This is a genomic window from Micromonospora sp. NPDC005171, from assembly GCF_040608575.1.
Lineage (GTDB): Bacteria > Actinomycetota > Actinomycetes > Mycobacteriales > Micromonosporaceae > Micromonospora.
In genome coordinates, this window is the sequence record NZ_JBEXIM010000005.1 from 133,148 (window position 1) to 153,966 (window position 20,819).

The window sequence follows — 20,819 nt, forward strand, 5'->3', positions numbered from 1 at the left end:
GCCCGATGCCCCGGCCCGGCGCCCCGGCCGACGGCCCAGTTGACGGGCATCGGACCGCAGGCCCAGCTTGATCGACTCGGCTTTCAGGAAGTCGGGGTGTTCCCGGCACCGGGACACCCCGACTTCAAGGAAACCGAGTCGATCAACCGCGAAAGGGGCTGGTCAGCGGAGGCCGGCGGCGGCGAGGAGGTTGCCCTCGGGGAGCGCCGGGAGGGCGCGCCCCTGCGACATCCGCTGCTCGGCGCGCTCGGCGGTGAACGCGGCGTCGTGGTGGATGGCGGCGGCGTAGCTGGCGGCGGTGCGTTGGGCGATGGCGGCCCAGCCGTACTGGTCGTGGACGAGCCGGCGGGCGCGGCGGGCCATGACGCGGGCGCGGTCGGGGTCCGACAGCAGCGCGTCCACGGCGTCGGTCAGGCTGGCCGGGTCGTGCGGGCGGAAGGTCATTCCGGTGACGCCAGGGTCGACGATCTCGGCGAGGCCACCGGTGGCGGCGACGGCGAGAGGGGCGCCGGCGGCGGCACCTTCGAGGGCGACCATGCCGAACGGCTCGTAGATGCTGGGCACGGCGAAGCAGTCGGACGCGGCCATCAGCGCCGGCAGGTCGGTGCCGCCCAGGAAGCCCGGCATGGTGACCATGCCGCCCAGGCCGCGGCGGTGCACCTCGGCTTCCAACTCGGCGCGGTACGGGCCGTCGCCGGCGATCACGGCACGCAGCCCGGAGTGCCGCTCGCGTAGCCGGGGCAGCGCGGCGATCAGGTGCTGGACGCCCTTCTCGTACACGAGGCGGCCGGCGAAGGTGACCAGCGGGCCGTTCCCGGCGAAGCGGGCCCGGGCGGCGGCCACGGCGCGTGCCGGCACCCGCCAGCGGTGCGGCTCCACCCCGTTGGCGACCACGTCGACCCGCCCGGCCGGTACGCCGAACAGCGCGTTCACCTCGTCGCGCATGTAGCCGGAGCAGACGATTACCCGGTTGGACTCGCTGCTGAGCCACTGTTCGACGCCGTGGATGGTGCGGTTCATCTCCTCGGGCAGCCAGCCCTGGTGCCGCCCGGCCTCGGTGGCGTGGATCGTGCTGACCAGCGGGATGTCCAGGTGGTCGCGCAACGTCATCGCGGTGTGCGCGACGAGCCAGTCGTGGGCGTGGATGACGTCGTACGAGCCGGCCTGGGTGGCGCGCAGGGCGGTGCGGGTGAGGGTGTGGTTGAAGGCCATGGTCCAGGCCAGCAGCGAGTTGGTGGCGAGGGGGAAGGTCACCGGGTCTTCGGGGGCGCGCAGGATGCGCACGCCCTCGGCGTACTCCTCCAGGGGTGCGCCTTCGGTGTGCCGGGTGACGACGGTGACTTCGTGGCCGGCGGCGGCGAGGGCGACGGAGAGAGCGTGCACGTGTCGGCCGAGACCGCCGACGAGCACCGGCGGGTACTCCCAGGACAGCATGAGGATGCGGCGGGTCTGCGGGGGCACCCCGGGGCCGGGCTGCGCCGGTACGGGCGTGCCGGGCTGCGCGGTGGGGCCGGGCTGCGCCGGGGGCCGCGAGGTCACTGTGGGCCGGTGGGCCCGGTCCTTGGTGGCAGCGAGCTGCTCGTCGACCCGCAGGGTCGTCACATCAATCTCCGTCCATGCATGGTGATACGCGCCGGCGTCAGTGGCGGCGGAGCGAGAGGTGTAAGGGGTGGCTGAGGGCCTGGCGGGACGCGCGCGGACGCTTGCCCCCGGTCAAGGAAAGTCCATCGGGCCCAAGAACGCACCTCGAAAAGGGCCATCGTGACGGAGGACACCCGAAGGGTGTAGCGCGCATCAGACAGGTGGTTTCCGGTCACGGCCTGAAAGGATGGATTGGCGCGCCCGGGCCGGGGGCACTACCTGCGTGCGCGCGGGCGATCTCGGCCGGTGCGCACATAACCATGGTCTAAGGAGCGACATGCAGGTCTGGCCGGGCGAGCGGTACCCCCTGGGCGCCACCTACGACGGGATGGGCACCAACTTTGCCATCTTCTCCGAGGTGGCCGAGCGGATCGAGCTGTGCCTCTTCGACGAGTGGGACACCGGCGCGGAGCGCCGCGTCGAGCTGCGCGAGGTGGACGCGTACGTGTGGCACGCGTACCTGCCGGGCATCGAGCCGGGGCAGCGGTACGGCTACCGGGTGCACGGCCCGTACGACCAGGCGAACGGGCTGCGCTGCAACCCGCACAAGCTGCTGCTCGACCCGTACGCCAAGGCCATCGACGGTGACGTGGCGTGGGACCCGGCGGTGTACGACTACGACCTCGACGAGCCGGAGCGGATGAGCGAGACCGACTCGGCGCCGTTCATGCCGAAGTCGGTGGTGGTCAACCCGTACTTCGACTGGGGCAACGACAAGCCGCCGCGCACCCCTTACCACCACTCGGTGATCTACGAGGCGCACGTGCGTGGGCTGACCATGCGCCACCCGGACATCCCGGAGGAGCTGCGCGGCACGTACGCGGGCATCGCCTCCCCGCCGATGATCGACTATCTGACCCGGCTCGGGGTGACGGCGATCGAGCTGATGCCGGTGCACCAGTTCATTCACGACAACCGGCTCGTCGACCTGGGGCTGCGCAACTACTGGGGTTACAACACCATCGGTTTCTTCGCCCCGCACCACGGCTACTCGGCGCTGGGCCGGCTCGGCCAGCAGGTGCAGGAGTTCCGGGGCATGGTGAAGGCGCTGCACGCGGCCGGCATCGAGGTCATCCTCGACGTGGTCTACAACCACACCGCCGAGGGCAACCACCTCGGCCCGACGCTGAGCTTCAAGGGCGTGGACGCCCCGAGCTACTACCGGCTCAGCGAGGAGGACCGCCGCTACTTCGTCGACTACACCGGCACCGGCAACAGCCTCAACGTGCGCAGCCCGCACTCACTGCAACTGATCATGGATTCGCTGCGCTACTGGGTGACCGAGATGCATGTCGACGGTTTCCGGTTCGACCTGGCGGCCACCCTGGCCCGCGAGTTCTACGAGGTGGACCGGCTGTCGACGTTCTTCGAGGTGGTGCAGCAGGACCCGGTGGTCAGCCGGGTGAAGCTGATCGCCGAACCGTGGGACGTCGGCCCCGGCGGCTACCAGGTGGGCAACTTCCCGCCGCTGTGGACGGAGTGGAACGGCAAGTACCGCGACACGGTGCGGGACTTCTGGCGCGGTGAGCCGGCCACCCTCGCCGAGTTCGCGTCCCGGATCTCCGGCTCCGCCGACCTCTACCAGGACGACGGCCGCCGACCGTTCCACAGCATCAACTTCGTCACCGTGCACGACGGGTTCACCCTCAACGACCTGGTGTCGTACAACGACAAGCACAACGAGGCCAACGGCGAGGAGAACCGGGACGGCGAGAGTCACAACCGGTCCTGGAACTGCGGGGTCGAGGGCGACACCGACGACGAGGCTGTCCTCGCCCTGCGGGCCAAGCAGCGGCGCAACTTCCTGGCCACCCTGATGCTGTCGCAGGGCGTGCCGATGATCGGCCACGGTGACGAGCTGGGCCGCACCCAGCGCGGCAACAACAACGTCTACTGCCAGGACAGCGAGCTGGCCTGGGTCGACTGGGACAACGTCGACGAGCACCTGCTGGAGTTCGTGCAGACGCTCACCGCGTTCCGGAAACGACACCAGGTGTTCCGGCGTCGCCGCTTCTTCACCGGCCTGCCGGTGAACGGGCGCGGCATCGACGAGCCGCTGCCCGACCTGGCCTGGCACACCCCGGACGGGCGGGAGATGACCGGCGAGGACTGGGGCAACGACTTCGGCCGGTCGGTGGCGCTCTTCGTCAACGGCGAGGGCATCCGCGAGCGCGGCCAGTACGGCCAGAAGCACCACGACGCGTCGTTCCTGCTCTGCTTCAACGCCCACGACGCGCCGCTGGACTTCACCATGCCCGGCAGCGAGTACGGCCAGAAGTGGGAACGGGTGATCAGCACGGCCGAACCCGAGCCGGACGACGCCACGGTGATCAGCGCGGGCGGCACCATCCGGGTGCCGGACCGCTCCCTGGTGGTGCTGGAGAGGATGATCTGACATGCCGGCCACCCCTCCCACTGCCACCTACCGGGTTCAGGTCCGCCCCGGGTTCGACCTGGACGCCACCGCCGCGATCGTCGACTACCTGGACAACCTCGGCGTCAGCCACCTCTACACCGCCCCGCTGCTGACCGCCACGCCCGGTTCCCAGCACGGCTACGACGTGGTCGACCACCGGGCCGTGAGCCCGGAGCTGGGCGGGGAGGCCGCCCGGCAGCGGTTGCTGCGCGCGCTGCGCGACAAGCAGCTCGGCCTGGTCGTCGACATCGTGCCCAACCACGCCGGGGTCGCCGTTCCGGCCGCCAACCCGGCCTGGTGGGACGTGCTGCGCCGGGGACGCGATTCGTCGTACGCCGACTGGTTCGACATCGACTGGGACCGGGGCCGGCTGCTGCTGCCGGTGCTGGCCGACGACCCGGCCGCCCTGGACGACCTCAAGCTTGTCGACGGGGAGTTGCGCTACCACGAGCACCGCTTCCCGATCGCCGACGGCACCGGCGACGGCAGCGCCGCCGACGTGCACGACCGGCAGCACTACGAGTTGGTCTCCTGGCGGCGCGGTGACGCCGAGCTGACGTACCGCCGATTCTTCGCCATCGCGGGCCTGGCGGGTCTGCGGGTGGAGGACCCGGCGGTCTTCGCCGCCACCCATGAGCTGATCCTGCGCTGGGCCGCCGCCGGGGAGGTCGGCGGCATCCGCGTCGACCACCCGGACGGGCTGCGCGACCCGGCCGGCTACCTGACCCGGCTGCGGGAGGCCGCGCCGGACGCCTGGCTGGTGGTGGAGAAGATCCTGGAGTACGGCGAGGAGCTGCCGGACTGGCCGGTGGACGGCACCACCGGCTACGACGCCCTGGCCGCGGTCGGCGGGCTCTTCGTCGACACCGACGCCGAGGGTGACTTCACCGCGCTGGACAACCGCCTCACCGGGCAGCACACCTCCTGGGAGGACCTGACCCACGCCACCAAACTGGCCGCCGCCACCCAACTGCTCGCCGCCGAGCTGACCCGGCTGGCCGCGCTTGCCCCCGAGGTGCCCACCGAGCAGGCCCGCGCGGCGCTCGCGGAGCTGGCCGCCGCGTTCGCGGTGTACCGGGGCTACCCGCCGCACGGCGCCCGGCACCTCGCCGCTGCCCGCTCCGAGGCCGGCCGCCGCCGCCCCGACCTGGCCGCCGCCCTGGACGCGGTCACCCGTCGGCTGCGTAACCCCGACGACGAGCTGGCCCAACGGTTCCCGCAGCTCACCGGCGCGGTGATGGCCAAGGGCGTGGAGGACACCGCGTTCTACCGCTGGACCCGGTTCGTGGCGCTCAACGAGGTCGGCGACAACCCCGCCCACTTCGGGGTGCCGCCGGCGGAGTTCCACCGCTTCGCCGCCGCCCAGCAGGTCCGCTGGCCGGCGAGCATGACCACCCTCTCCACCCACGACACCAAACGCGGCGAGGACGTCCGCGCCCGGCTCGCCGTGCTCAGCGAACTGCCGGGCCGCTGGGCCGAGCAGGTCAAGACCTGGATGGAGTACGCCCCGCTGCCCGACCCGTCGTTCGCCCACCTGCTCTGGCAGACGGCCGTCGGCGCGTGGCCGATCGAACGGGAACGGCTGCACGCGTACGTCGAGAAGGCCGCCCGGGAGGCCGGGGCCTCGACCAGTTGGGCGGACCCCGACCCGGTCTTCGAGCAGGCAGTGCACGCGGTGGTCGACCTGATGTACGACGACCCGAGCCTGCACGACGAGTTGACCGAACTCGCCGCCGCCATCGCCCCGGCCGGCTGGTGCAACTCGCTCGGGCAGAAGCTGATCCAGCTCACCATGCCCGGGGTGCCGGACACCTACCAGGGCACCGAGCTGTGGGACAACTCCCTGGTCGATCCGGACAATCGCCGGCCTGTCGACTTCGACGTACGCCGAGAGTTGCTGGCACGCATCGACGGCGGCTGGCGTCCCCCGATCGACACCGACGGAGCGGCGAAGCTGCTCGTCGTGTCGCGGACCCTGCGGCTGCGGCGGGCGCACCCGGAGCTGTTCACCACCTACCGGTCGGTGCCCGCGCACGGGCCGGTGGGCCGGCACGTGGTGGCGTTCGACCGGGGCGGCGTGCTCGCCGTGGCGACCCGGCTGCCGCTGGGCCTGGCCCGCGCCGGCGGGTGGTGTGACACAGCCCTGTCACTTCCCGTTCACGAGATGAAGGACCTGTTCACCGGCCGGGTCTACAGTGGCGGGGAGACGCCGCTGGACAATCTCCTGGCTGACTACCCCGTCGCTCTGTTGGCTCCTCCCACCGCTGCCGAGGAGGCCGTTTCATGACCGAATTCTCCGTCTGGGCGCCGGACGCCAGCCGGGTGCGGCTGCGCCTGGCCGGCGACACCGACCACGAGATGCGGGCCGCCGCCGACGGCTGGTGGCGGGTCGAGGTGCCCGACGCCGGCCTCGACTACTCCTTTCTGCTGAACGACGACGAAACCCCACTGCCCGACCCCCGGTCACCGTGGCAGCCTGCGGGAGTGCACGGGCCGAGCCGCCGCTACGACCATCTTGCGTTCCAGTGGAGTGATTCCTCGTGGACGGGCCGGCAGCTGCCCGGCAGCATCCTCTACGAGCTGCACATCGGCACCTTCACCCCGGACGGCACCTTCGACGCGGCCATCGACCGCCTCGACCACCTGGTGAGCCTCGGCGTCGACCTGATCGAACTGCTCCCGGTCAACGCCTTCAACGGCGAACACAACTGGGGGTACGACGGCGTCTGCTGGTACGCCCCACACGAGCCCTACGGCGGCCCCGACGGCCTGAAACGGTTCGTCGACGCCGCCCACGCCAAGGGGCTGGGGGTGATCCTCGACGTTGTCTACAACCATTTCGGGCCCTCCGGGGCCTACGCGCCGCAGTTCGGGCCCTACCTCGCCGAGCAGAGCAACAGTTGGGGCCGCTCGGTCAACCTGGACGGCCCGCACTCCGACGAGGTACGCCGCTACATCATCGACAGCGTCCTCATGTGGCTGCGCGACTACCACGTCGACGGGCTACGCCTGGACGCCGTACACGCCCTGCCCGACACCCGCGCGGTGCCGCTGCTCGAAGAGCTGGCCATCGAGGTGGAGTCGCTGTCGACGCACCTGGGCCGCCCGCTGTCGCTGATCGCGGAGTCGGACCTCAACGACCCGCGGCTGATCACGCCTCGGGAGGCGGGTGGCTTCGGGCTGCACGCCCAGTGGAACGACGACGCCCACCACGCCCTGCACACGTTGCTGACGGGGGAGCGGCAGGGGTATTACGGCGATTTTGGCTCCCTGGAGACGCTGTCGGACGTGCTGACGGGTGGGTTCTTCCACGCGGGGACCTGGTCGAGCTTCCGTAACCGGCACCATGGGCGGCCTCTGGATTCGCGGGTGCCTGGGCATCGGTTGGTGGCCTACCTCCAGAATCACGACCAGATCGGGAACCGGGCTACCGGGGATCGGATCTCGGCCTCGCTGTCGCCTTCGCTGCTCCGCGTTGGGGCTACGTTGCTGCTGACCGCGCCGTTTACTCCGATGCTGTTCATGGGGGAGGAGTGGGCTGCCTCTACGCCGTGGCAGTTCTTCACGTCGCACCCGGAGCCGGAGTTGGCCTCTGCGGTGCGGACCGGGCGGCGGCGGGAGTTCGCGGCGCACGGGTGGCCTGAAGGGGACGTGCCAGACCCGCAGGACCCGGAGACGTTCGTTCGGTCGCGGTTGGACTGGGCTGAGCTGGACAAGCCCGAGCATGCTTCGATGTTGTCGTTTTACCAGCGGCTGATCTCGCTGCGTCGGTCTTCCCCAGACCTGTCTGATCCTCGGTTGTCAGCAGTGTCTGTGCAGCATGGGGACCAGTTCTTGGTGATGCGGCGGGGGGACACGCTTGTGGTGGCCAACTTCGCTGGGCGGGGGCAGGGGGTGTCGCTGCCTGGGGTGGCGCGGCGGGTGCTGCTGGCTACGGGGGAGGGCGTCACCGTCATGCGGGACCGGATCCAGCTGCCTGCGGAGACTGCGGCGATCGTGGCGTTGTGAGTAATGCGTGGTCAGGGGGCGCCGTCGCTCCACTCCGGTAGCTCTGGCTGCTGCGCTCCAGATCACGGTGGCCGATCTGGTCGGTCAAGGCCACCGAGCCCGGCGATCCGGTCCGTGAGCGCACCGCTGAGTGCGTGCCCGCGATCTGGTCGGCCCTGATCGAGATAGAGGACGGCGAGCGCCGCACGTCGACCTACACAGCGGAACGCCTGGCAGCCGAGATCGCCCGAGCCGACCAGCTCCGCAACTGCCGCTGTCGAGGGAGGCGGGGAAAAGCAGCCCGGACGACAACGATGCGGAACACAAGGGCGAGGCGATCGAGCGCGAAGCTGCCAAACAACGCCTCCTGGCACAAGCCGAGGGGGAGCGTGCGCCCATGGTGACGCAACCCGTGCGGTCCCGTACCGGCCATGGCAGCGTGAGCAGCGATGACGTGCCGATCGGCCGTCGGCGTGCGCTGACGGGCGCGGCGGTCGATCGGAGAGTGCGGCGATCGTGGCGTTGTGACGTCAAGGTCGAATCGTGGTTAAGGGCACGCATGCCGCACCGGACTTCGGGACCGGCAGTTGGCCGACCGCGAACCGAAAGCGCGAGCGTTTCAGCTTGCCCGAGCGACGTAGCTTGGAAGACGGTGCCTCCTGACCGATGGCATGCTCGACGCACCCTGTGACGAGGAGAGCCGTGGACGCGAACTCGGTTACTGCCATCTGCGCAACGGTGATCGCCGTCGCTTCACTTATGGTTTCGATTACGGAGGCAAGAGCAAGTCGAAGGCACAACTTCCAGTCGGTCCGTCCATTGTTGAGTCTGGACTGCCTCCGGTTGAATAGCGGCTTGGCAGGCATTCGAATCCGAAATGCCGGCCTTGGTCCGGCTATCATTCGGGTAACCACGCTGTTCCTCGATGGCGAGGAAATTGGGCCGTGGGAGAAGCAGGTTGTCGATCCACTGCGTGGCACGTTCGCGGTCTGGCCAAATTTTTCAACCCTTCGCTCAGGTAAGCCCATCCCGGTCGGCCAAGAACTGATGATCCTTGCGATAGAGGATTACGATCCGGCGAGAGATGCCGAATTTTGGGCGGCGGTGACCCAGCGGATCAGGATTCGCGTGCAGTATGAATCGATATATGCCAATGAGCGGCAGGAGGCGTGGTTCGAAGGGTCCCCCTCTCGTAAGATCGAACTTCCCCGGCAAGGGAGGGATGCTGCGGGATCTTCGATAGATAGCGATAAACAGACCGGGCCAAGCCAACTTCTGTAGTGGCCGCCGTCACTTGCACGCATTCTCGGTTTACCGTCCAAGGTGCAGGGACAGCATGGCGTGGTCGCTGTCCCGGTCCTCTACCTGGGGGTTGGCGAAGGCATGGTGACGAAGCCGGACACCATCGGTGCCAGGATCCGGTACTGGCGTATGCGTCGTGGCGGGATGACCCAAGCCGTCCTTGCTGGGCTCGCTGGCGTCACCCAGTCGTACGTGTCGCAGATCGAGTCGGGTCGGAAGACAATCGACCGTCGCTCCACTCTGGTCGCTCTAGCCGCCGCCCTCCAGGTCACCGTGGCCGACCTGCTCGGCCAGGGCACCGAGTCCGGCGATCCGGCTGGCGAGAGCGCCGCCGAGTGCGTGCCAGCCATTTGGTCCGCTCTGAAGCTCGGCGAGGCCGACCTCTGCTGGCTGGTCGCCGACCGCGCGATGTCCGCCCTCGGCGTCAGCCCCGCTGCTCGCGGTAACCGCGACCATCTCGGTTGGCCAGTCACTCGCGCGCAGGAATGCCACCGCCTGGCCCTGGCCGCTTTGAGGCCCTCGGTAGGTGGCGGATGAGCCCGTGACGCGGCGCCCGGTGCGGACGGGACGCCGGCCCTGCCCTCACCCGGCCAGTTGCTCGGCGGCCAGGGCGGTTCCTTCGACCCGGGCGCGCACCTTCGCCCACGCCGTGTCCCGCGACGTGGACAGGTCGTCGGCGAAAGGCGCGAAGCCGCAGTCGTCGCAGGTGCCGAGCCGGTCGGGCGAGATGTATTCGGCGGCCCGTAGCACGCGGTCGCGCACCTGGTCGGCGGTCTCCACCACCGGGTCGACCGGGTTGGTCACCCCGACGAAGATCCGCTGGTGCGGGCGGGCGTGCTCAGCGATCGCGGCGAGCACCCGTTCCGGCTCGGCCTCGCCAGCGAGTTGCACGTAGAAGACGCCGGCGTCGATCGCGAAGAGGTTCGGCAGCAGCTCGACGTAGTCCACGTCAAGGCTGTGGGTGGAGTCCTGGTCGCCGCCGGGGCACGTGTGCACACCGATGCGTGCCCGCTCCTGCGGAGTGAACCGCTCGAGCACACGGTTGTTCAGGGCCACGAAAGCCTGCAGTAGGCCCTTTGAGGGGTCGAGCTTGATCGAGAGCCGGCCCTCGGTGAAGTCCAGCTGCACGGTCTGAGCGCCGGCGTCCAGCGCGCCGCGGATGTCGGCCTCCGCCTCGTCGACCAGGTCGTCGAGGAACGCCTCTCGGGGGTACCCGTCGATTCCCTGCGCCGGGTACAGCAGGCTGAGCGCGGACGGCGCGATGACCGCCTGCTTGACCGGCACGGTCGCGTGCTGTCGCGCGGCGGTCAGGTACGTCTGCGATCGCGTCGCGTAGCGGAACGGTCCCGTGGTGAGGCGGGGAAGCTGTCGCGTGTGGCCGTCGGCGAACGGGATGACGGCGCCGTCCGGCGCCAGGGTGTCCAGACCCGACAGCGGGTACGTCGCGAAGCTCGACTTGCGCTGTTCGCCGTCGGTGACCACGGGCGAGCCGAGCCGTTCAAGGGTGGCGATGGTGTCCCGTACGGCGTCGTCGTACTGCGCGTCCAGGGCGGCCTGCCCGATCCGCCCGGCGGCGTGATCGGCGATGGCGGCCAGCAGCGCCGGTGGGCGGGGAAAGCTTCCGATCGGCTCGGTCGGGAGAATCATGGCCGTCAACCTATTGAAGGTGGCCGGGTGGCGCATCTTCCAGTGTGCGCACTTCTAACGGGAGTCGATGAACGACCAGAATCGTCGCGACAGCTCTCGGGGCACTCAGCGTCGTCATGAGGACGCTCTGTCGGTGTACCGTCCGACGTGCGGGGGCAGCGAGGCGTGGCCACTGTCCTGGTCCTCTACCTGGGGGTTGGCGAAGGCATGGTGACGAAACCGGGCACCATCGGTGGCAGGATCCGGTACTGGCGGATGCGCCGGGGCGGCATGACCCAGGCCGTCCTCGCGGGGCTTGCCGGCGTCACCCAGTCGTACGTGTCGCAGGTCGAGTCGGGTCGGAAGACCATCGACCGTCGCTCCACGTTGGTCGCGCTCGCCGCCGCACTTCAGGTCACGGTGGCCGACCTGCTCGGCCAGGGCACCGAGTCCGGTGATCCGGCCCGTGAGAGCGCCGCCGAGTGCGTGCCGGCGATCTGGTCGGCCCTGATCGAGATCGAGGACGGTGAGCGCCGTCCGTCGACTTACACAACGGAACGGCTGGCCGCCGAGATTGCCCGTGCCGAACAGCTCCGCACGTCCTCCAACTATCCAGCTATGGCTCGTTTGCTCCCCGGCCTGCTGCTTGAAGCCGCCGCTGTGGGCGGCACCGTGCTTGTCCAGGTGGCTTACCAGGCCGCCACCTGCCTGCGGAATCTAGGCTACCGCCACCTAGCCCTCAATGCGGCCCGGCTTGCTGGGGCGGTCGCCGAAAACACCGAAGACCCGGCGTGGATTGCGGCCTCCCGCTTTGCCTATGCGCAGAGCCTGCCAATCGAGTCCGCATCGGTTGCGGCCCGTGCCGCCGACCGGTCACTGATCGAGCTGCAAGCCGACGCTGCCGACGAGCGGGTGCGACAGATGCTCGGACAGCTTCATCTCTCGGCCGCGTTGACGTCGACGGTGAGCGGTCGTTTGGACGTGGCACGCGATCACCTTGCCGAGGCGGCCCGCGAGGCGGCAACGCTCGGCGATCCGGTCGACGGGGCTGGTTTCAACGGCTGCGGTTTCGGCCCAACCAACGTCGGGCTCTGGGAGATGTCCATCGCCGCCGAGCTGGGCGAGTCCGGCCGGGTCATTGAGCTGTCCCGGACGGTCCGGCCACAGGTGCTCGCAGCGTCAATCCGCCAGCAGTCCTACTGGCTCGACCTCGGTCGCGCATTGGCGGACGGCGGTCGCCGAGACGCTGAAGCCCTCGTCGCATTCGTGCAGGCCGAGCGGGCAGCGCCCATCCCGTTCGCCATCAACCCCCTTGCCCGCGACGCTGTGGTGACCCTCGCCCAGCGTGCCCAGCGCCGTGCCATCCCCGACGACTTGCGCCTGCTCGCCGGTCGCATCGGCATCAACCTGGCCGCATACCTGCTGGTAATCACGACGTCACCAATCAGCCCTACTGTCCGGTTTGGGACGTGAGCACGTCCTGATGGTCCAGCGCCACAACGGTCAATCCGGAGCTGCTGGGCCTCCACCGGAGGAGGCGGGGATGAGCAGTCAGGACGACAACGCTCCGGAGCACAACAGTGAGGCAGCCGGGCGGGAGGCCGCCAAGCAGCGCCTCCTGGCCCAGGCCGAGGCGGAGCGCGTACCCGTGGAGGACACGACCCGCGCGGTCCCGGACCGGCGGTGGCGGCGTGACCAGCGATGACATCCCCATCGGCCGCCGCGTCGCGAGCTGGCGGGTGCGGCGGTCGATGACGCAGCAGATGCTTGCCGACCGGTTGCGCAGGTCGAAGAGCTGGGTGGACAAGGTGGAGCGGGGTGCCCGCGCCCTGGACCGGTACTCGGTGATCCAGGAGCTGGCCCACGTCCTGCGGGTCGACCCGGAGGTGCTGCTCGGCCAGCAGCGCAGCACCCCGGCAGGCACGCCGGACGGGGTGGACGAGATCCGGGCCGCGCTCGCCCGCTACGACACCCCGCAGACGCCACCGCAGACGGACGAGCTGAGAAGGCAGGTCGGGCATGCCTGGTTGACCTACCAGCACGCGCACTATGGGCAGTTGGTCCGGGTGTTGCCGGGTCTGCTCGACGCCGCCCAGGGCGCGCGGTCGGCAGAGTCGCTGGTGCAGGCGTACCGGATCACCTCGTCGCTGCTGGTGAAGCTCGGCGAGGCCGACCTCGCCTGGCTGGCCGCCGACCGGGCGATGTCCGCTGCCGGCGACGACCCGCTGCTCGCGGCAACAGCGGCCATCGCGGTGGGCCAGGCGCTCCGCGCGCAGGACCGAGACCGCCTGGCCCTGGCCGCGCTGCTCCCCGCCGCCAACCGCGTCCTTCCACGCCCAACCCGCTGCGGTGATCAAGAGGTTTGCGGCGCTCTTGGAGATCAAACTTGCCGCAAACCTCTTGATCACGAGGGCGAGGGCGATTGCTGGGGGAGGGCCGTGGGTGGGGCGCTGCTGGTGCAGGCCTCGCTTGCTGCCGCCGGCTGTGGCGAGCACCGCCGCGCCGACGAGCTGATCGACCGGGCCGCGGGCGTCGCCGCGAACCTTCGGGGGTACGACGACACGCACCGCACCAGCTTCGGGCCGGTGGCCGTCGAGGTGGCGCGGGTGCTGGTGGCGGCCTTGCGGGGTGACGCCGACGAGGCGGTACGGCGGCACTCGACAGTGGTGCGGCGGGAGGGGTGGCGGCGGTTGCCGGCTGAGTATCGGGGCGCGTACCTGGTGGATGCCGCGCGGGCGTACCTCCAGGTGGGTGACCTGCGCGGGGCGGCACGGGCGCTTGTCGACGCGGACAGTATCGCGCCGGCTGAGGTTCGGTGCCGGCCGTTGGCACGTACCGTGATCGCCGATGTCGCCCGCGCGCAGCCGGCGCCGGCCGGCGTGGCGCGACTGGCGACGCTCGTCGGCCTCACCCGCTGACCGGCCCTGAGCGCACCGCCCGACCGGTTCCCCCTGGCCGGCCGCAGCAGCCGAGCGGCCAGGCGACCGCGACCCCGGTCAGCCCGGCCAGGTCAAGGACAGTGACCGGAGACCAACAAGTCTCAGCCGTTGCCCGGTCGGGTCGCTCTGGTGCCCACTGCCCGTAGGTGTGCCAGCCCTTGCGCCCAGGACTGAACGAGGGTGGTTTCGTGGTAGGCGATGTCGTGGTCCGCGCAGAACTGGCGGATCAGCGGCTGGGCGTGGGGGAGGTTGGGTCGGGGCATGCTGGGGAAGAGGTGGTGTTCGATCTGGTAGTTGAGCCCACCGAGTAGTGCGTCGAGGAACGGGCCGCCGCGCACGTTGCGGGAGGTGAGGACTTGTCGGCGTAGGTAGTCGAGGTTGTCGGCCTCGGTCAGGATGGGCATGCCCTTGTGGTTCGGGGCGAAGGAACTGCCCAGGTAGAGCCCGAAGAGGGCCTGGTTGACCAGGATGAACACAATCGCCTGCGGAACGCTCAGGACCAGGAACACGGCCCCGAGGTAGCCGGCGAAATGCAGGACGAGCAGGCCAGCCTCGGTTGGTCGACGTTTGAGTCCGCCGCGGCTGACGACCGCCCGGATGCTGGCGCCGTGCAGATGCAGACCCTCCGCCAGCAGCATGGGGAAGAACAGCGCCGCCTGGTGCCGGACGAACAGCGCCCGCAGGCCGCGCTGCGCCGCGGCCTGACCGGGGGTGAAGGACAGCGGAGCCACGACGAGGTCGGGATCGCGACCTTCGGTGTTCGGATTCGCATGGTGGCGGTTGTGCTTGTCAACCCACCACCCGTAACTGATCCCGGTCACCAGGTTGGCGCACACCAGGCCGACCACGTCGTTCGCCCGGCGGGAGCGGAAGATCTGCCGATGCCCGGCGTCGTGACCGAGAAACGCCAGCTGCGCGAGGAGCACCGCGACGCCGGCCGCGGTAGCCGTCTGCCACCACGACGACCCGAGCCGCACGAACACCACGCCCAGCACGACGAGACAAGCCAGGATCACCGTCACCCGCGCCGTGTAGCGGCGGGGTCGTCGGTCGAGGAGGCCCGTGTTTCGGACCAGGCGGGAAAGGTCGGCGTACTCACTACCCCGGTCGCTGCGGGTGCCAAGGTCCATATCACTCAACGTCGCCACTCCTTGTCAGCCACGCCGATCAGCTCGCCGGCTCCGCCGTCAGCCATGACCAGGCGCTCGCGCAAACTCATCGGTGGTCCGACAGGGATCGGACAAGCAAACCCCCGCTGATCCCCCAGTCTTCCTCACAGCCGCGTCTTCGCAAGAGGAAACCGGCGACTGATACGCGAGCAATGCCCGCTCTCGTGGAACTTTGCCGATTCGCTGCAGGCTTCGTTCGTCGAGTCCGACAATCAGCCCTATGCAGTCACGTCGGATTCAGGGGGTAGTCATGGCACGCAAGAGAAAGTCCACCGCGAGGCAAGCACTCATCCTTGCCTTCGCGGCCGGGACGTTGACCGGAGCGGCGGGCATGCTCACGCTGCGACGTGCCCGGCAGGAGGGCGACCTCCCGAGAGGTGTGGACGCTGGGCAGCTCGACGAGAGCATCGCTCCGCCGCTCGGCGGGCGTTTCGACGCCTCGCCTCAGGGATCCGTGAGCGCGCGTGCTGCGCAGCACGGCTGACCCGGGCAGCCCTGGGACCACTGCGGTGTGCGAGAGAGATGAGAGTACTGATGCCAGAACGGCCTAGCGGCAACCCCGGCGCCGCGTCTGCTGACACGCCGGTCGCAGAGTTGGTGCAGCGCGCCACCGAGCAGATCACCCGCCTGGTGCGCGACGAGCTGACGATGGCACGGGCGGAGATGACCGCCAAGGGCAAACGCGCAGGCGTCGGCGCGGGACTGCTCGGCAGCGGCGCGATACTCGGGATTTTCGCCGGCGGGACCGCCGTCGCCACGGTCGTGGTGCTCCTGGCCGCGATCATGCCCGACGCTGTGGCCACCCTGATCGTCACGGTGATCCTGGCCATCGCCGCCGCCATTGCAGCCCGACGCGGTAAGAAGCAGGTCAGCCAGGCCATGCCCGCCACGCCCGCAGCCACCCTGGACAGCGTGCGAGCCGACGCCGAGACGATACGTGGCGCAGCGGGTCGGAGGCAGCCATGAGTACGCCGTCCGGAAACAGCGACCAGACCCGGCGGGACATTCAGCAGACCCGCGCGGAACTCGGCGAGACCGTAGCCGCGCTGACCGCCAAGGCCGACGTCAAAACCCGTGCACGCACCAAAGCCACTACCGCCGTCGGCGGACTCCGAGGGCGGGTCACCGATGCCGGGCAGTCGGCAAAGACCAGAGCGATGCAGCTCGCCCGCACGGTGAGCCAGAAGGTCTCCCAGCGTGTCACCTCGGTCGAGCAGAAGTCACAGCACACCATCGGCGCGATAAAAGGCTCGGCGAAAGCCAGCGCGCAGACCACCGGCAAGGCGGAGTCGTCCCTGGTCACCTCCGCTCGCGCTATGACCACCAAGATCGGCAGCTCGGTGCGCACGAAACCCTTACCAGTCCTCGCCGTCACCGGCACCGCCGCGACCCTCGCGGTCATCGCCTACCGCCGCCGCCGGTCCCGATAAACGATTCGGTACGACGGCATGCGGCGGTGGTCGGCGGGAGGCGTGGCGGTGGTTGGCCTGACCCGCGATGGGCGGATCACTCGAAGAACTTGAGGCTGAACCCGGTGTCGGCGGTCGGGCCGGGCACGTTGGCGCGACGGTAGGTGGTGTTGCCCCACCAGCAGAACGTGCCGGTGTACCAGTACCGGTTCGCCCACGAGTACGCGGTGCCCGTGGGTACGGCGTGGAACATCAGCGGGAACCTCGGCCCGGCGGGTGGGCTCGTGGCGATGTCGCCGTTGAGCAGCACGAAGCTGTGGTGACCGGGGCCGTTGACGTGCAGGGTGGGATCCCAGCCGGCCATCATGGTGGCCCGGTTCGAGCCGAACAGGCAGCCGTTCGACTTGTACCAGTCCCACACGTACGTGGGGTCGCCGCCGGCGCGCAGTCGCAGGTCGGCGAGGCAGTACTGGTCACTCCAGCTGCCGTTGGCGGAGTAGACGATGTGGAGCTGCCCGTTCGGGTCCCTGATCGCCTCCGGGGACTCGTTGATGAACGGGTTGCCCACGACGCGCTCCCAGCTCTCGCGTGGCTGGGAGATGACGTACCGGCTGCCGGTCGGGGTGAGCGGGTCGCTCATCCGGGTGAGGTAGATGTTTTGTTCGACGTTGGTGTCGCCGGCCCAGCCCGACCAGACGAACCACCGCTGCCCGTTGAAGGTGAACAGGCTGCCGTCGATGGCCCACTTGCCGGCGGGCAGCGCGAGCTGCCGCTCGGCCGTGTAGCCGCTGGCCGGCGACGCCGAGTGGATCGCGTACATGCGGTGGGCGGCGCCGCGTCCGGCCGAGAAGTAGATGTAGTAGCGGCCACCATCGGTGACGATCTCCGGGGCCCAGACCTCACCGAGGTTGCGGCTGTCCGTCCACACCTGCCGCGCGGGTGCGGCGGCCAGCGCGTCGGGGGAGGCCGCCTGCCGGACGGCGACCCCACCGTTGAGTGACTGGACGGAGATGTAGGTGCCGCCGACGCGGATCACGCTCGGGTCGGCGGCCCGCAGGCTGGTCTGCCCGGCCGCCGCCGGCCCGGTGTCGACCAGTGGCAGGCCGGCGGCGAGCACGGCGGCCAACAGGGTGGAGAGGAGTCGTCGAAGGGTTCGCTTGTCGGTGTTCACGATCGGGATTCCTCTCCTCGACGTGAGCTGCTGCCGAAGGTCGGACCCGGATCGGGTCGGGCAGGTGTCGTGCACCTCCGAGCGACAGCAATTGACATCGATAGATTAGGCCAGGAGTCGACAAGTCACAGCGTGGGTTGCCCGGTAGCCGCACTGTCCGTCGGTTTGTCCGGTGGTCAGGGAGTTGTCGCCCTGCGCCGGGCGAGCGACATCCGGGAAGTTGCCCGGATCGTGACGCCAGGGACGTCGGGCAGCAGTCGGCGGGGAGGCCTTGGGTGGGCGGTGTCGAGGCCGGCCGACATGCGGCCCGCCCGGTGGGACGCAGCGGAGGGACCACCCGTCCGAGTGGTCCCTCCGATGGTTGCCGGTGAGTGGCTAGACTTCAGGTTGGCAGTTCACCTGTGCTCTGCTACGGCGGGCGCAGCCTCGGGAGGGTGTTCCAGCACCCTCTCGAGGGGCCGTCCCATCGGACGACGCCTATTCGCAGAAGACCCGCACAGTGGCATCGGGGGAGTCCACCTCCACCGTCACGTCGTCGAGGTGCTCCACGAGTGCCTCCAACTGCTCGGGCTTGAGCTGCGTCAGGTCGATCGGCACACCCGAGTCACTGAGTGAGGCGTTCGCCTTGACCAGGGCCTGCGGCGGGACCAGCGCCGCCAGCCGTACGCCGGCTCGCAGCAATTGCAGTGGCACCCGCACGTTGACCCGTGACGGCTCGCCGTTCTCAGTGGCGTCCACCACCACCCGCAGGTATTTCACCTTGCCCTTCGGCCGGGCGTCCTGGCCTGCCACCGCCGGTGCCTGGTCCCGTTCGAGGGCGGCGATGAGCTGCTCGGCCTCCTCGGCGGTGATCTTGCCGGCGGCCAGCATGTCGAGGATGTCCTTGCGTTGTTCGGTCATTCGAACCTCTCCTATCGGATAGCCACGAGCACGGCCGTGCGGCAGTGCTCGATGTCGAAGCGGGCGCCGGGCAGCGCGGCGATGACGCGCCAGCCGGCGCCGAGTGCCCGCACCACACCGATGCGGAACACCAGGCAGGCCACGATCGCCGCGAGCGCGACCAGGACCAGCACCGGAAAGAGCAGGAGTGCCACGGGGAGCACCGGAACCCAGAAGCGGAGGGGCCGGCGGCCTGTGCGGTTGACCTTGACGGTCACCAACTGCGGCATCACGCGCGGCCGTCCAACTCGGCCAACGCCTGCTGTGCGGTGATCTCACCGCGGCGCAACCGGTCGATGATGTCGGCCCGCGACGGCGCCGGGTCGGTCTCGACGAAGTCGAGCATCTGCGTGATCCGGTTGAGACGTGACTTGATCGTCGGGTAGCTCACCCCGAAGATGCGTTCCATCTCCTTGATCGAACCGTGGCAGCGCACGAACGCCGTGACGAAGACCTGGTCCTCGACGTTGAGCTGAGCCAGCTGCGGCAGCTCGAACTCGCCCTCGATCGCGACGCCATTGCTCGCCAGGCGCACCCGCTCGACGACGAACGGCTGCCCTCGCGTCAGGCTGGTCAGCTCCTGCCAGTCCATCGCCTGTTCTGTCATACCTAAAGTTGTAGCTTAAGAATTCTCAACTTCCAAGACTACGACCTTAATTTTCTTAAGATCGCCTTCAAGGCGCGGTCTTGCGTCGCGCGTGATCCACTCGTCTTCACGGAAACCGGGGTGTCCCGGCTCGGCGGACACCCCGGTTTCACGGAACCCGAGTTGATCTCGCCGGGCGGGCAAGAGCCGCGGCGACGTCCGGGCAACGAGCCCGCGGCGACGTCCCGGCGGCGGGCCTCGGCGGCGTCCCGGCAGCGGCCCGCGGCGTCCGGCGGCGGGCCGCGGCGGCGTCCGGGCAACGGGCCCGCGGCGACGTCCCGGCAGTGGGCCGCGGCGACGTCCCTGCGACGCCCTGCGAACGCGTCGTCGTGCCGTGTTCGGGTGAACGGCCGCCGACGCGCGTGCCTATGCGCCAGTGATGGCCTTGAGTGCCGTGTCGAGCGCATGGTCCGCCGGGACGGGCACGTCGGGGATCACTCCGACGCCTTCCCAGTTGGTGCCGGTGACGCTGTTGATGGTCCGGGCGGTCGGCACGGTCACGAGGATGTGTGCGGTGACCGGGTGGCGGGCCGTCGGGTGCGCTCCGCCACGTATCGTCTCACCGACCCAGCGACTGCGGCTGATCCGACCACAGCAGCCGCAGATGCGTGTCCGGGCACACCTGCTGAAGGTGAGCGGTCACCGTCTCGCAGAGCGCCGGCCCGTCCAGGTCGTCGTACTCGCCTGCCGCGAGACGGCGACGGATCGCGGCGTCGATGTCCGCGACTTTCTCGGGGAAGACGTACCCGGCCTCGATCCGGTCCAGGGCCTGTCCGATTATCTGTTCGTTTGAGAGCACGGCGGGCCACGCTAGGCAGCGAGCAGCCTCATGACCATCGAATTTCGCGCACGCCCAGCTGCCGACCTGCGGGGCGCGTCGGACTCAGGTGCGCGGCAGCATGCCCACGAGCGATGTGACGATCGCGAGCCGCAGGGCCGTCCGTAGGTCGACGTGGTGGACGGCGAGCGCCGGCTCGGACTCGTAGACGGCGAGCAGGCTCGGCGGCGGTGAGGTGTAGGCGGAGAGCGCGCCAGCCATGATCAAGGCGCTGAGGCAGAACATCTCGGCGCGGTCGCCGACCTCGGGCAGGTGTCGCCGGACGAGGTCGGCCATCACCGCGAGGTTGCCCAGTGAGGCCCGCTTGTGCCGGCGTACCGCCTCGACCGAGACGTTGTGCTCGAGCACCCCGCCCTGCGCGCCGAAGAGATCGCAGAGCACTGTCTGGGCGGCGAGCGATCGGCTGAGCACGTCGGCGGTCTGCTCCGCCCGTTCCGTCGTTGACCGGCCCGGGTCGACACCGTGGGCCAGCTCCTGCTCCAGCTCGGCCAGCCAGGTCGCCGTCCGGTCGTCCAGCAGGTCGAGCAGCACCGCCTCGCGGGACTCGAAATAGCGCAGCACGGCCGTCTTGGCCAGGCCGACCCGCCGGCTCAGCTCGTTGAGGGTGACCTCGGCCACCGGCATCTCGTCGAGCATCGCCGAGGTCGTCTCCAGGATCGCCCGGCGCCGGACCGCACGCTGCTCGTCGCTGCGTGCCCGCTGGAACGTCATGACGCCAATCCTAGCTTAGGTACCG

19 protein-coding genes and 1 pseudogene are annotated in these 20,819 nt (G+C 69.6%); 10 read left to right on the forward strand and 10 right to left on the reverse strand.

The features are described from left to right. Positions 1 to 162 precede the first annotated feature (162 nt). Positions 163 to 1,602 carry a glycosyltransferase family 4 protein gene (locus tag ABZU74_RS10525; RefSeq protein WP_355420906.1) on the reverse strand — a complete coding sequence of 480 codons (1,440 nt, stop codon included), beginning with the start codon at positions 1,600 to 1,602 and terminating at the stop codon, positions 163 to 165. A gap of 316 nt (positions 1,603 to 1,918) precedes the next feature. On the opposite strand from ABZU74_RS10525, the gene glgX reads away from it, so the two are divergent. The 5 genes and pseudogenes from glgX to ABZU74_RS10550 all read left to right on the forward strand — a co-directional run. Further along, positions 1,919 to 4,036: a glycogen debranching protein GlgX gene (gene glgX / locus ABZU74_RS10530; protein ID WP_355420909.1), complete on the forward strand. Its 2,118-nt coding sequence runs from the start codon at positions 1,919 to 1,921 to the stop codon at positions 4,034 to 4,036. Position 4,037: 1 nt separating this feature from the next. After that, complete coding sequence (treY, locus tag ABZU74_RS10535) at positions 4,038 to 6,344, forward strand: malto-oligosyltrehalose synthase (protein ID WP_355420913.1); 2,307 nt, start codon at positions 4,038 to 4,040, stop codon at positions 6,342 to 6,344. Next, entirely contained in the window at positions 6,341 to 8,065 is a 1,725-nt protein-coding gene (gene treZ, locus ABZU74_RS10540) for a malto-oligosyltrehalose trehalohydrolase (protein ID WP_355420916.1), read from the forward strand. Before treY ends, treZ begins: the two co-directional genes overlap by 4 nt. Before the next feature lie 681 nt (positions 8,066 to 8,746). Then, entirely contained in the window at positions 8,747 to 9,325 is a 579-nt protein-coding gene (locus ABZU74_RS10545; RefSeq protein WP_355420919.1) for a hypothetical protein, read from the forward strand. A gap of 102 nt (positions 9,326 to 9,427) precedes the next feature. Next, positions 9,428 to 9,709: pseudogene (locus tag ABZU74_RS10550) on the forward strand (helix-turn-helix transcriptional regulator); the annotation flags it as partial. Positions 9,710 to 9,928: 219 nt separating this feature from the next. Here ABZU74_RS10550 and ABZU74_RS10555 read toward each other — a convergent pair. Next, on the reverse strand, positions 9,929 to 10,993 hold the full coding sequence (locus ABZU74_RS10555) for a cobalamin-independent methionine synthase II family protein (protein ID WP_355420922.1): 1,065 nt from the start codon (positions 10,991 to 10,993) through the stop codon (positions 9,929 to 9,931). A 207-nt stretch (positions 10,994 to 11,200) separates the two neighbouring features. Here ABZU74_RS10555 and ABZU74_RS10560 point away from each other — a divergent pair, with 207 nt between their 5' ends. From ABZU74_RS10560 to ABZU74_RS10570, 3 genes are all read left to right on the forward strand, one after another. Then, positions 11,201 to 12,445 (forward strand): helix-turn-helix domain-containing protein, encoded by a 1,245-nt coding sequence (locus tag ABZU74_RS10560; protein ID WP_355421386.1) that lies wholly within the window; start codon positions 11,201 to 11,203, stop codon positions 12,443 to 12,445. Positions 12,446 to 12,515: 70 nt separating this feature from the next. After that, positions 12,516 to 12,677: a hypothetical protein gene (locus tag ABZU74_RS10565; protein ID WP_355420924.1), complete on the forward strand. Its 162-nt coding sequence runs from the start codon at positions 12,516 to 12,518 to the stop codon at positions 12,675 to 12,677. Continuing rightward, complete coding sequence (locus ABZU74_RS10570; RefSeq protein WP_355420927.1) at positions 12,664 to 13,890, forward strand: helix-turn-helix domain-containing protein; 1,227 nt, start codon at positions 12,664 to 12,666, stop codon at positions 13,888 to 13,890. Before ABZU74_RS10565 ends, ABZU74_RS10570 begins: the two co-directional genes overlap by 14 nt. A gap of 122 nt (positions 13,891 to 14,012) precedes the next feature. Here the strand turns inward: ABZU74_RS10570 and ABZU74_RS10575 are convergent, their stop codons facing one another. Continuing rightward, positions 14,013 to 15,041, reverse strand: coding sequence for an acyl-CoA desaturase (locus ABZU74_RS10575; protein WP_355421389.1), 1,029 nt, complete (start codon positions 15,039 to 15,041; stop codon positions 14,013 to 14,015). A gap of 573 nt (positions 15,042 to 15,614) precedes the next feature. Here ABZU74_RS10575 and ABZU74_RS10580 point away from each other — a divergent pair. Together ABZU74_RS10580 and ABZU74_RS10585 are read left to right on the forward strand one after the other, a co-directional pair. Continuing rightward, positions 15,615 to 16,046, forward strand: coding sequence for a phage holin family protein (locus tag ABZU74_RS10580; protein ID WP_355420930.1), 432 nt, complete (start codon positions 15,615 to 15,617; stop codon positions 16,044 to 16,046). Continuing rightward, on the forward strand, positions 16,043 to 16,510 hold the full coding sequence (locus ABZU74_RS10585; RefSeq protein WP_355420932.1) for a DUF3618 domain-containing protein: 468 nt from the start codon (positions 16,043 to 16,045) through the stop codon (positions 16,508 to 16,510). The genes ABZU74_RS10580 and ABZU74_RS10585 overlap by 4 nt, the downstream gene beginning before the upstream one ends. 76 nt (positions 16,511 to 16,586) lie before the next feature. On the opposite strand, the gene ABZU74_RS10590 is transcribed toward ABZU74_RS10585, so the two are convergent. The 7 genes from ABZU74_RS10590 to ABZU74_RS10620 all read right to left on the reverse strand — a co-directional run bounded on the left by ABZU74_RS10590 (position 16,587) and on the right by ABZU74_RS10620 (position 20,794). After that, entirely contained in the window at positions 16,587 to 17,660 is a 1,074-nt protein-coding gene (locus ABZU74_RS10590) for a glycoside hydrolase family 43 protein (RefSeq protein ID WP_355420935.1), read from the reverse strand. Positions 17,661 to 18,137: 477 nt separating this feature from the next. Further along, complete coding sequence (locus tag ABZU74_RS10595) at positions 18,138 to 18,560, reverse strand: hypothetical protein (RefSeq protein WP_355420938.1); 423 nt, start codon at positions 18,558 to 18,560, stop codon at positions 18,138 to 18,140. 11 nt (positions 18,561 to 18,571) lie between these two features. Then, positions 18,572 to 18,754, reverse strand: a complete 183-nt coding sequence (locus tag ABZU74_RS10600) for a hypothetical protein (RefSeq protein WP_355420940.1) — start codon at positions 18,752 to 18,754, stop codon at positions 18,572 to 18,574. Between the two features lie 74 nt (positions 18,755 to 18,828). Continuing rightward, positions 18,829 to 19,206, reverse strand: coding sequence for a DUF2089 domain-containing protein (locus tag ABZU74_RS10605; protein ID WP_355420943.1), 378 nt, complete (start codon positions 19,204 to 19,206; stop codon positions 18,829 to 18,831). Positions 19,207 to 19,611: 405 nt separating this feature from the next. Further along, positions 19,612 to 19,740: a hypothetical protein gene (locus ABZU74_RS10610; protein ID WP_355420946.1), complete on the reverse strand. Its 129-nt coding sequence runs from the start codon at positions 19,738 to 19,740 to the stop codon at positions 19,612 to 19,614. A gap of 64 nt (positions 19,741 to 19,804) precedes the next feature. After that, positions 19,805 to 20,044 carry a hypothetical protein gene (locus tag ABZU74_RS10615; RefSeq protein ID WP_355420949.1) on the reverse strand — a complete coding sequence of 80 codons (240 nt, stop codon included), beginning with the start codon at positions 20,042 to 20,044 and terminating at the stop codon, positions 19,805 to 19,807. An 84-nt stretch (positions 20,045 to 20,128) separates the two neighbouring features. Beyond that, entirely contained in the window at positions 20,129 to 20,794 is a 666-nt protein-coding gene (locus ABZU74_RS10620; RefSeq protein WP_355420952.1) for a TetR family transcriptional regulator, read from the reverse strand. Positions 20,795 to 20,819 lie beyond the last annotated feature (25 nt).

Coding starts and splice junctions, on each gene's coding strand:
- ABZU74_RS10620 (WP_355420952.1), bottom strand. CDS start 20,794: ATGACGTTCCAGCGGGCACGCAGCGACGAGCAGCGTGCGGTCCGGCGC.
- ABZU74_RS10595 (WP_355420938.1), bottom strand. CDS start 18,560: ATGACCGAACAACGCAAGGACATCCTCGACATGCTGGCCGCCGGCAAG.
- glgX (WP_355420909.1), top strand. CDS start 1,919: ATGCAGGTCTGGCCGGGCGAGCGGTACCCCCTGGGCGCCACCTACGAC.
- ABZU74_RS10565 (WP_355420924.1), top strand. CDS start 12,516: ATGAGCAGTCAGGACGACAACGCTCCGGAGCACAACAGTGAGGCAGCC.
- ABZU74_RS10580 (WP_355420930.1), top strand. CDS start 15,615: ATGCCAGAACGGCCTAGCGGCAACCCCGGCGCCGCGTCTGCTGACACG.
- ABZU74_RS10585 (WP_355420932.1), top strand. CDS start 16,043: ATGAGTACGCCGTCCGGAAACAGCGACCAGACCCGGCGGGACATTCAG.
- ABZU74_RS10555 (WP_355420922.1), bottom strand. CDS start 10,993: ATGATTCTCCCGACCGAGCCGATCGGAAGCTTTCCCCGCCCACCGGCG.
- ABZU74_RS10560 (WP_355421386.1), top strand. CDS start 11,201: ATGGTGACGAAACCGGGCACCATCGGTGGCAGGATCCGGTACTGGCGG.
- ABZU74_RS10575 (WP_355421389.1), bottom strand. CDS start 15,041: ATGGACCTTGGCACCCGCAGCGACCGGGGTAGTGAGTACGCCGACCTT.
- treZ (WP_355420916.1), top strand. CDS start 6,341: ATGACCGAATTCTCCGTCTGGGCGCCGGACGCCAGCCGGGTGCGGCTG.
- ABZU74_RS10605 (WP_355420943.1), bottom strand. CDS start 19,206: ATGACAGAACAGGCGATGGACTGGCAGGAGCTGACCAGCCTGACGCGA.
- treY (WP_355420913.1), top strand. CDS start 4,038: ATGCCGGCCACCCCTCCCACTGCCACCTACCGGGTTCAGGTCCGCCCC.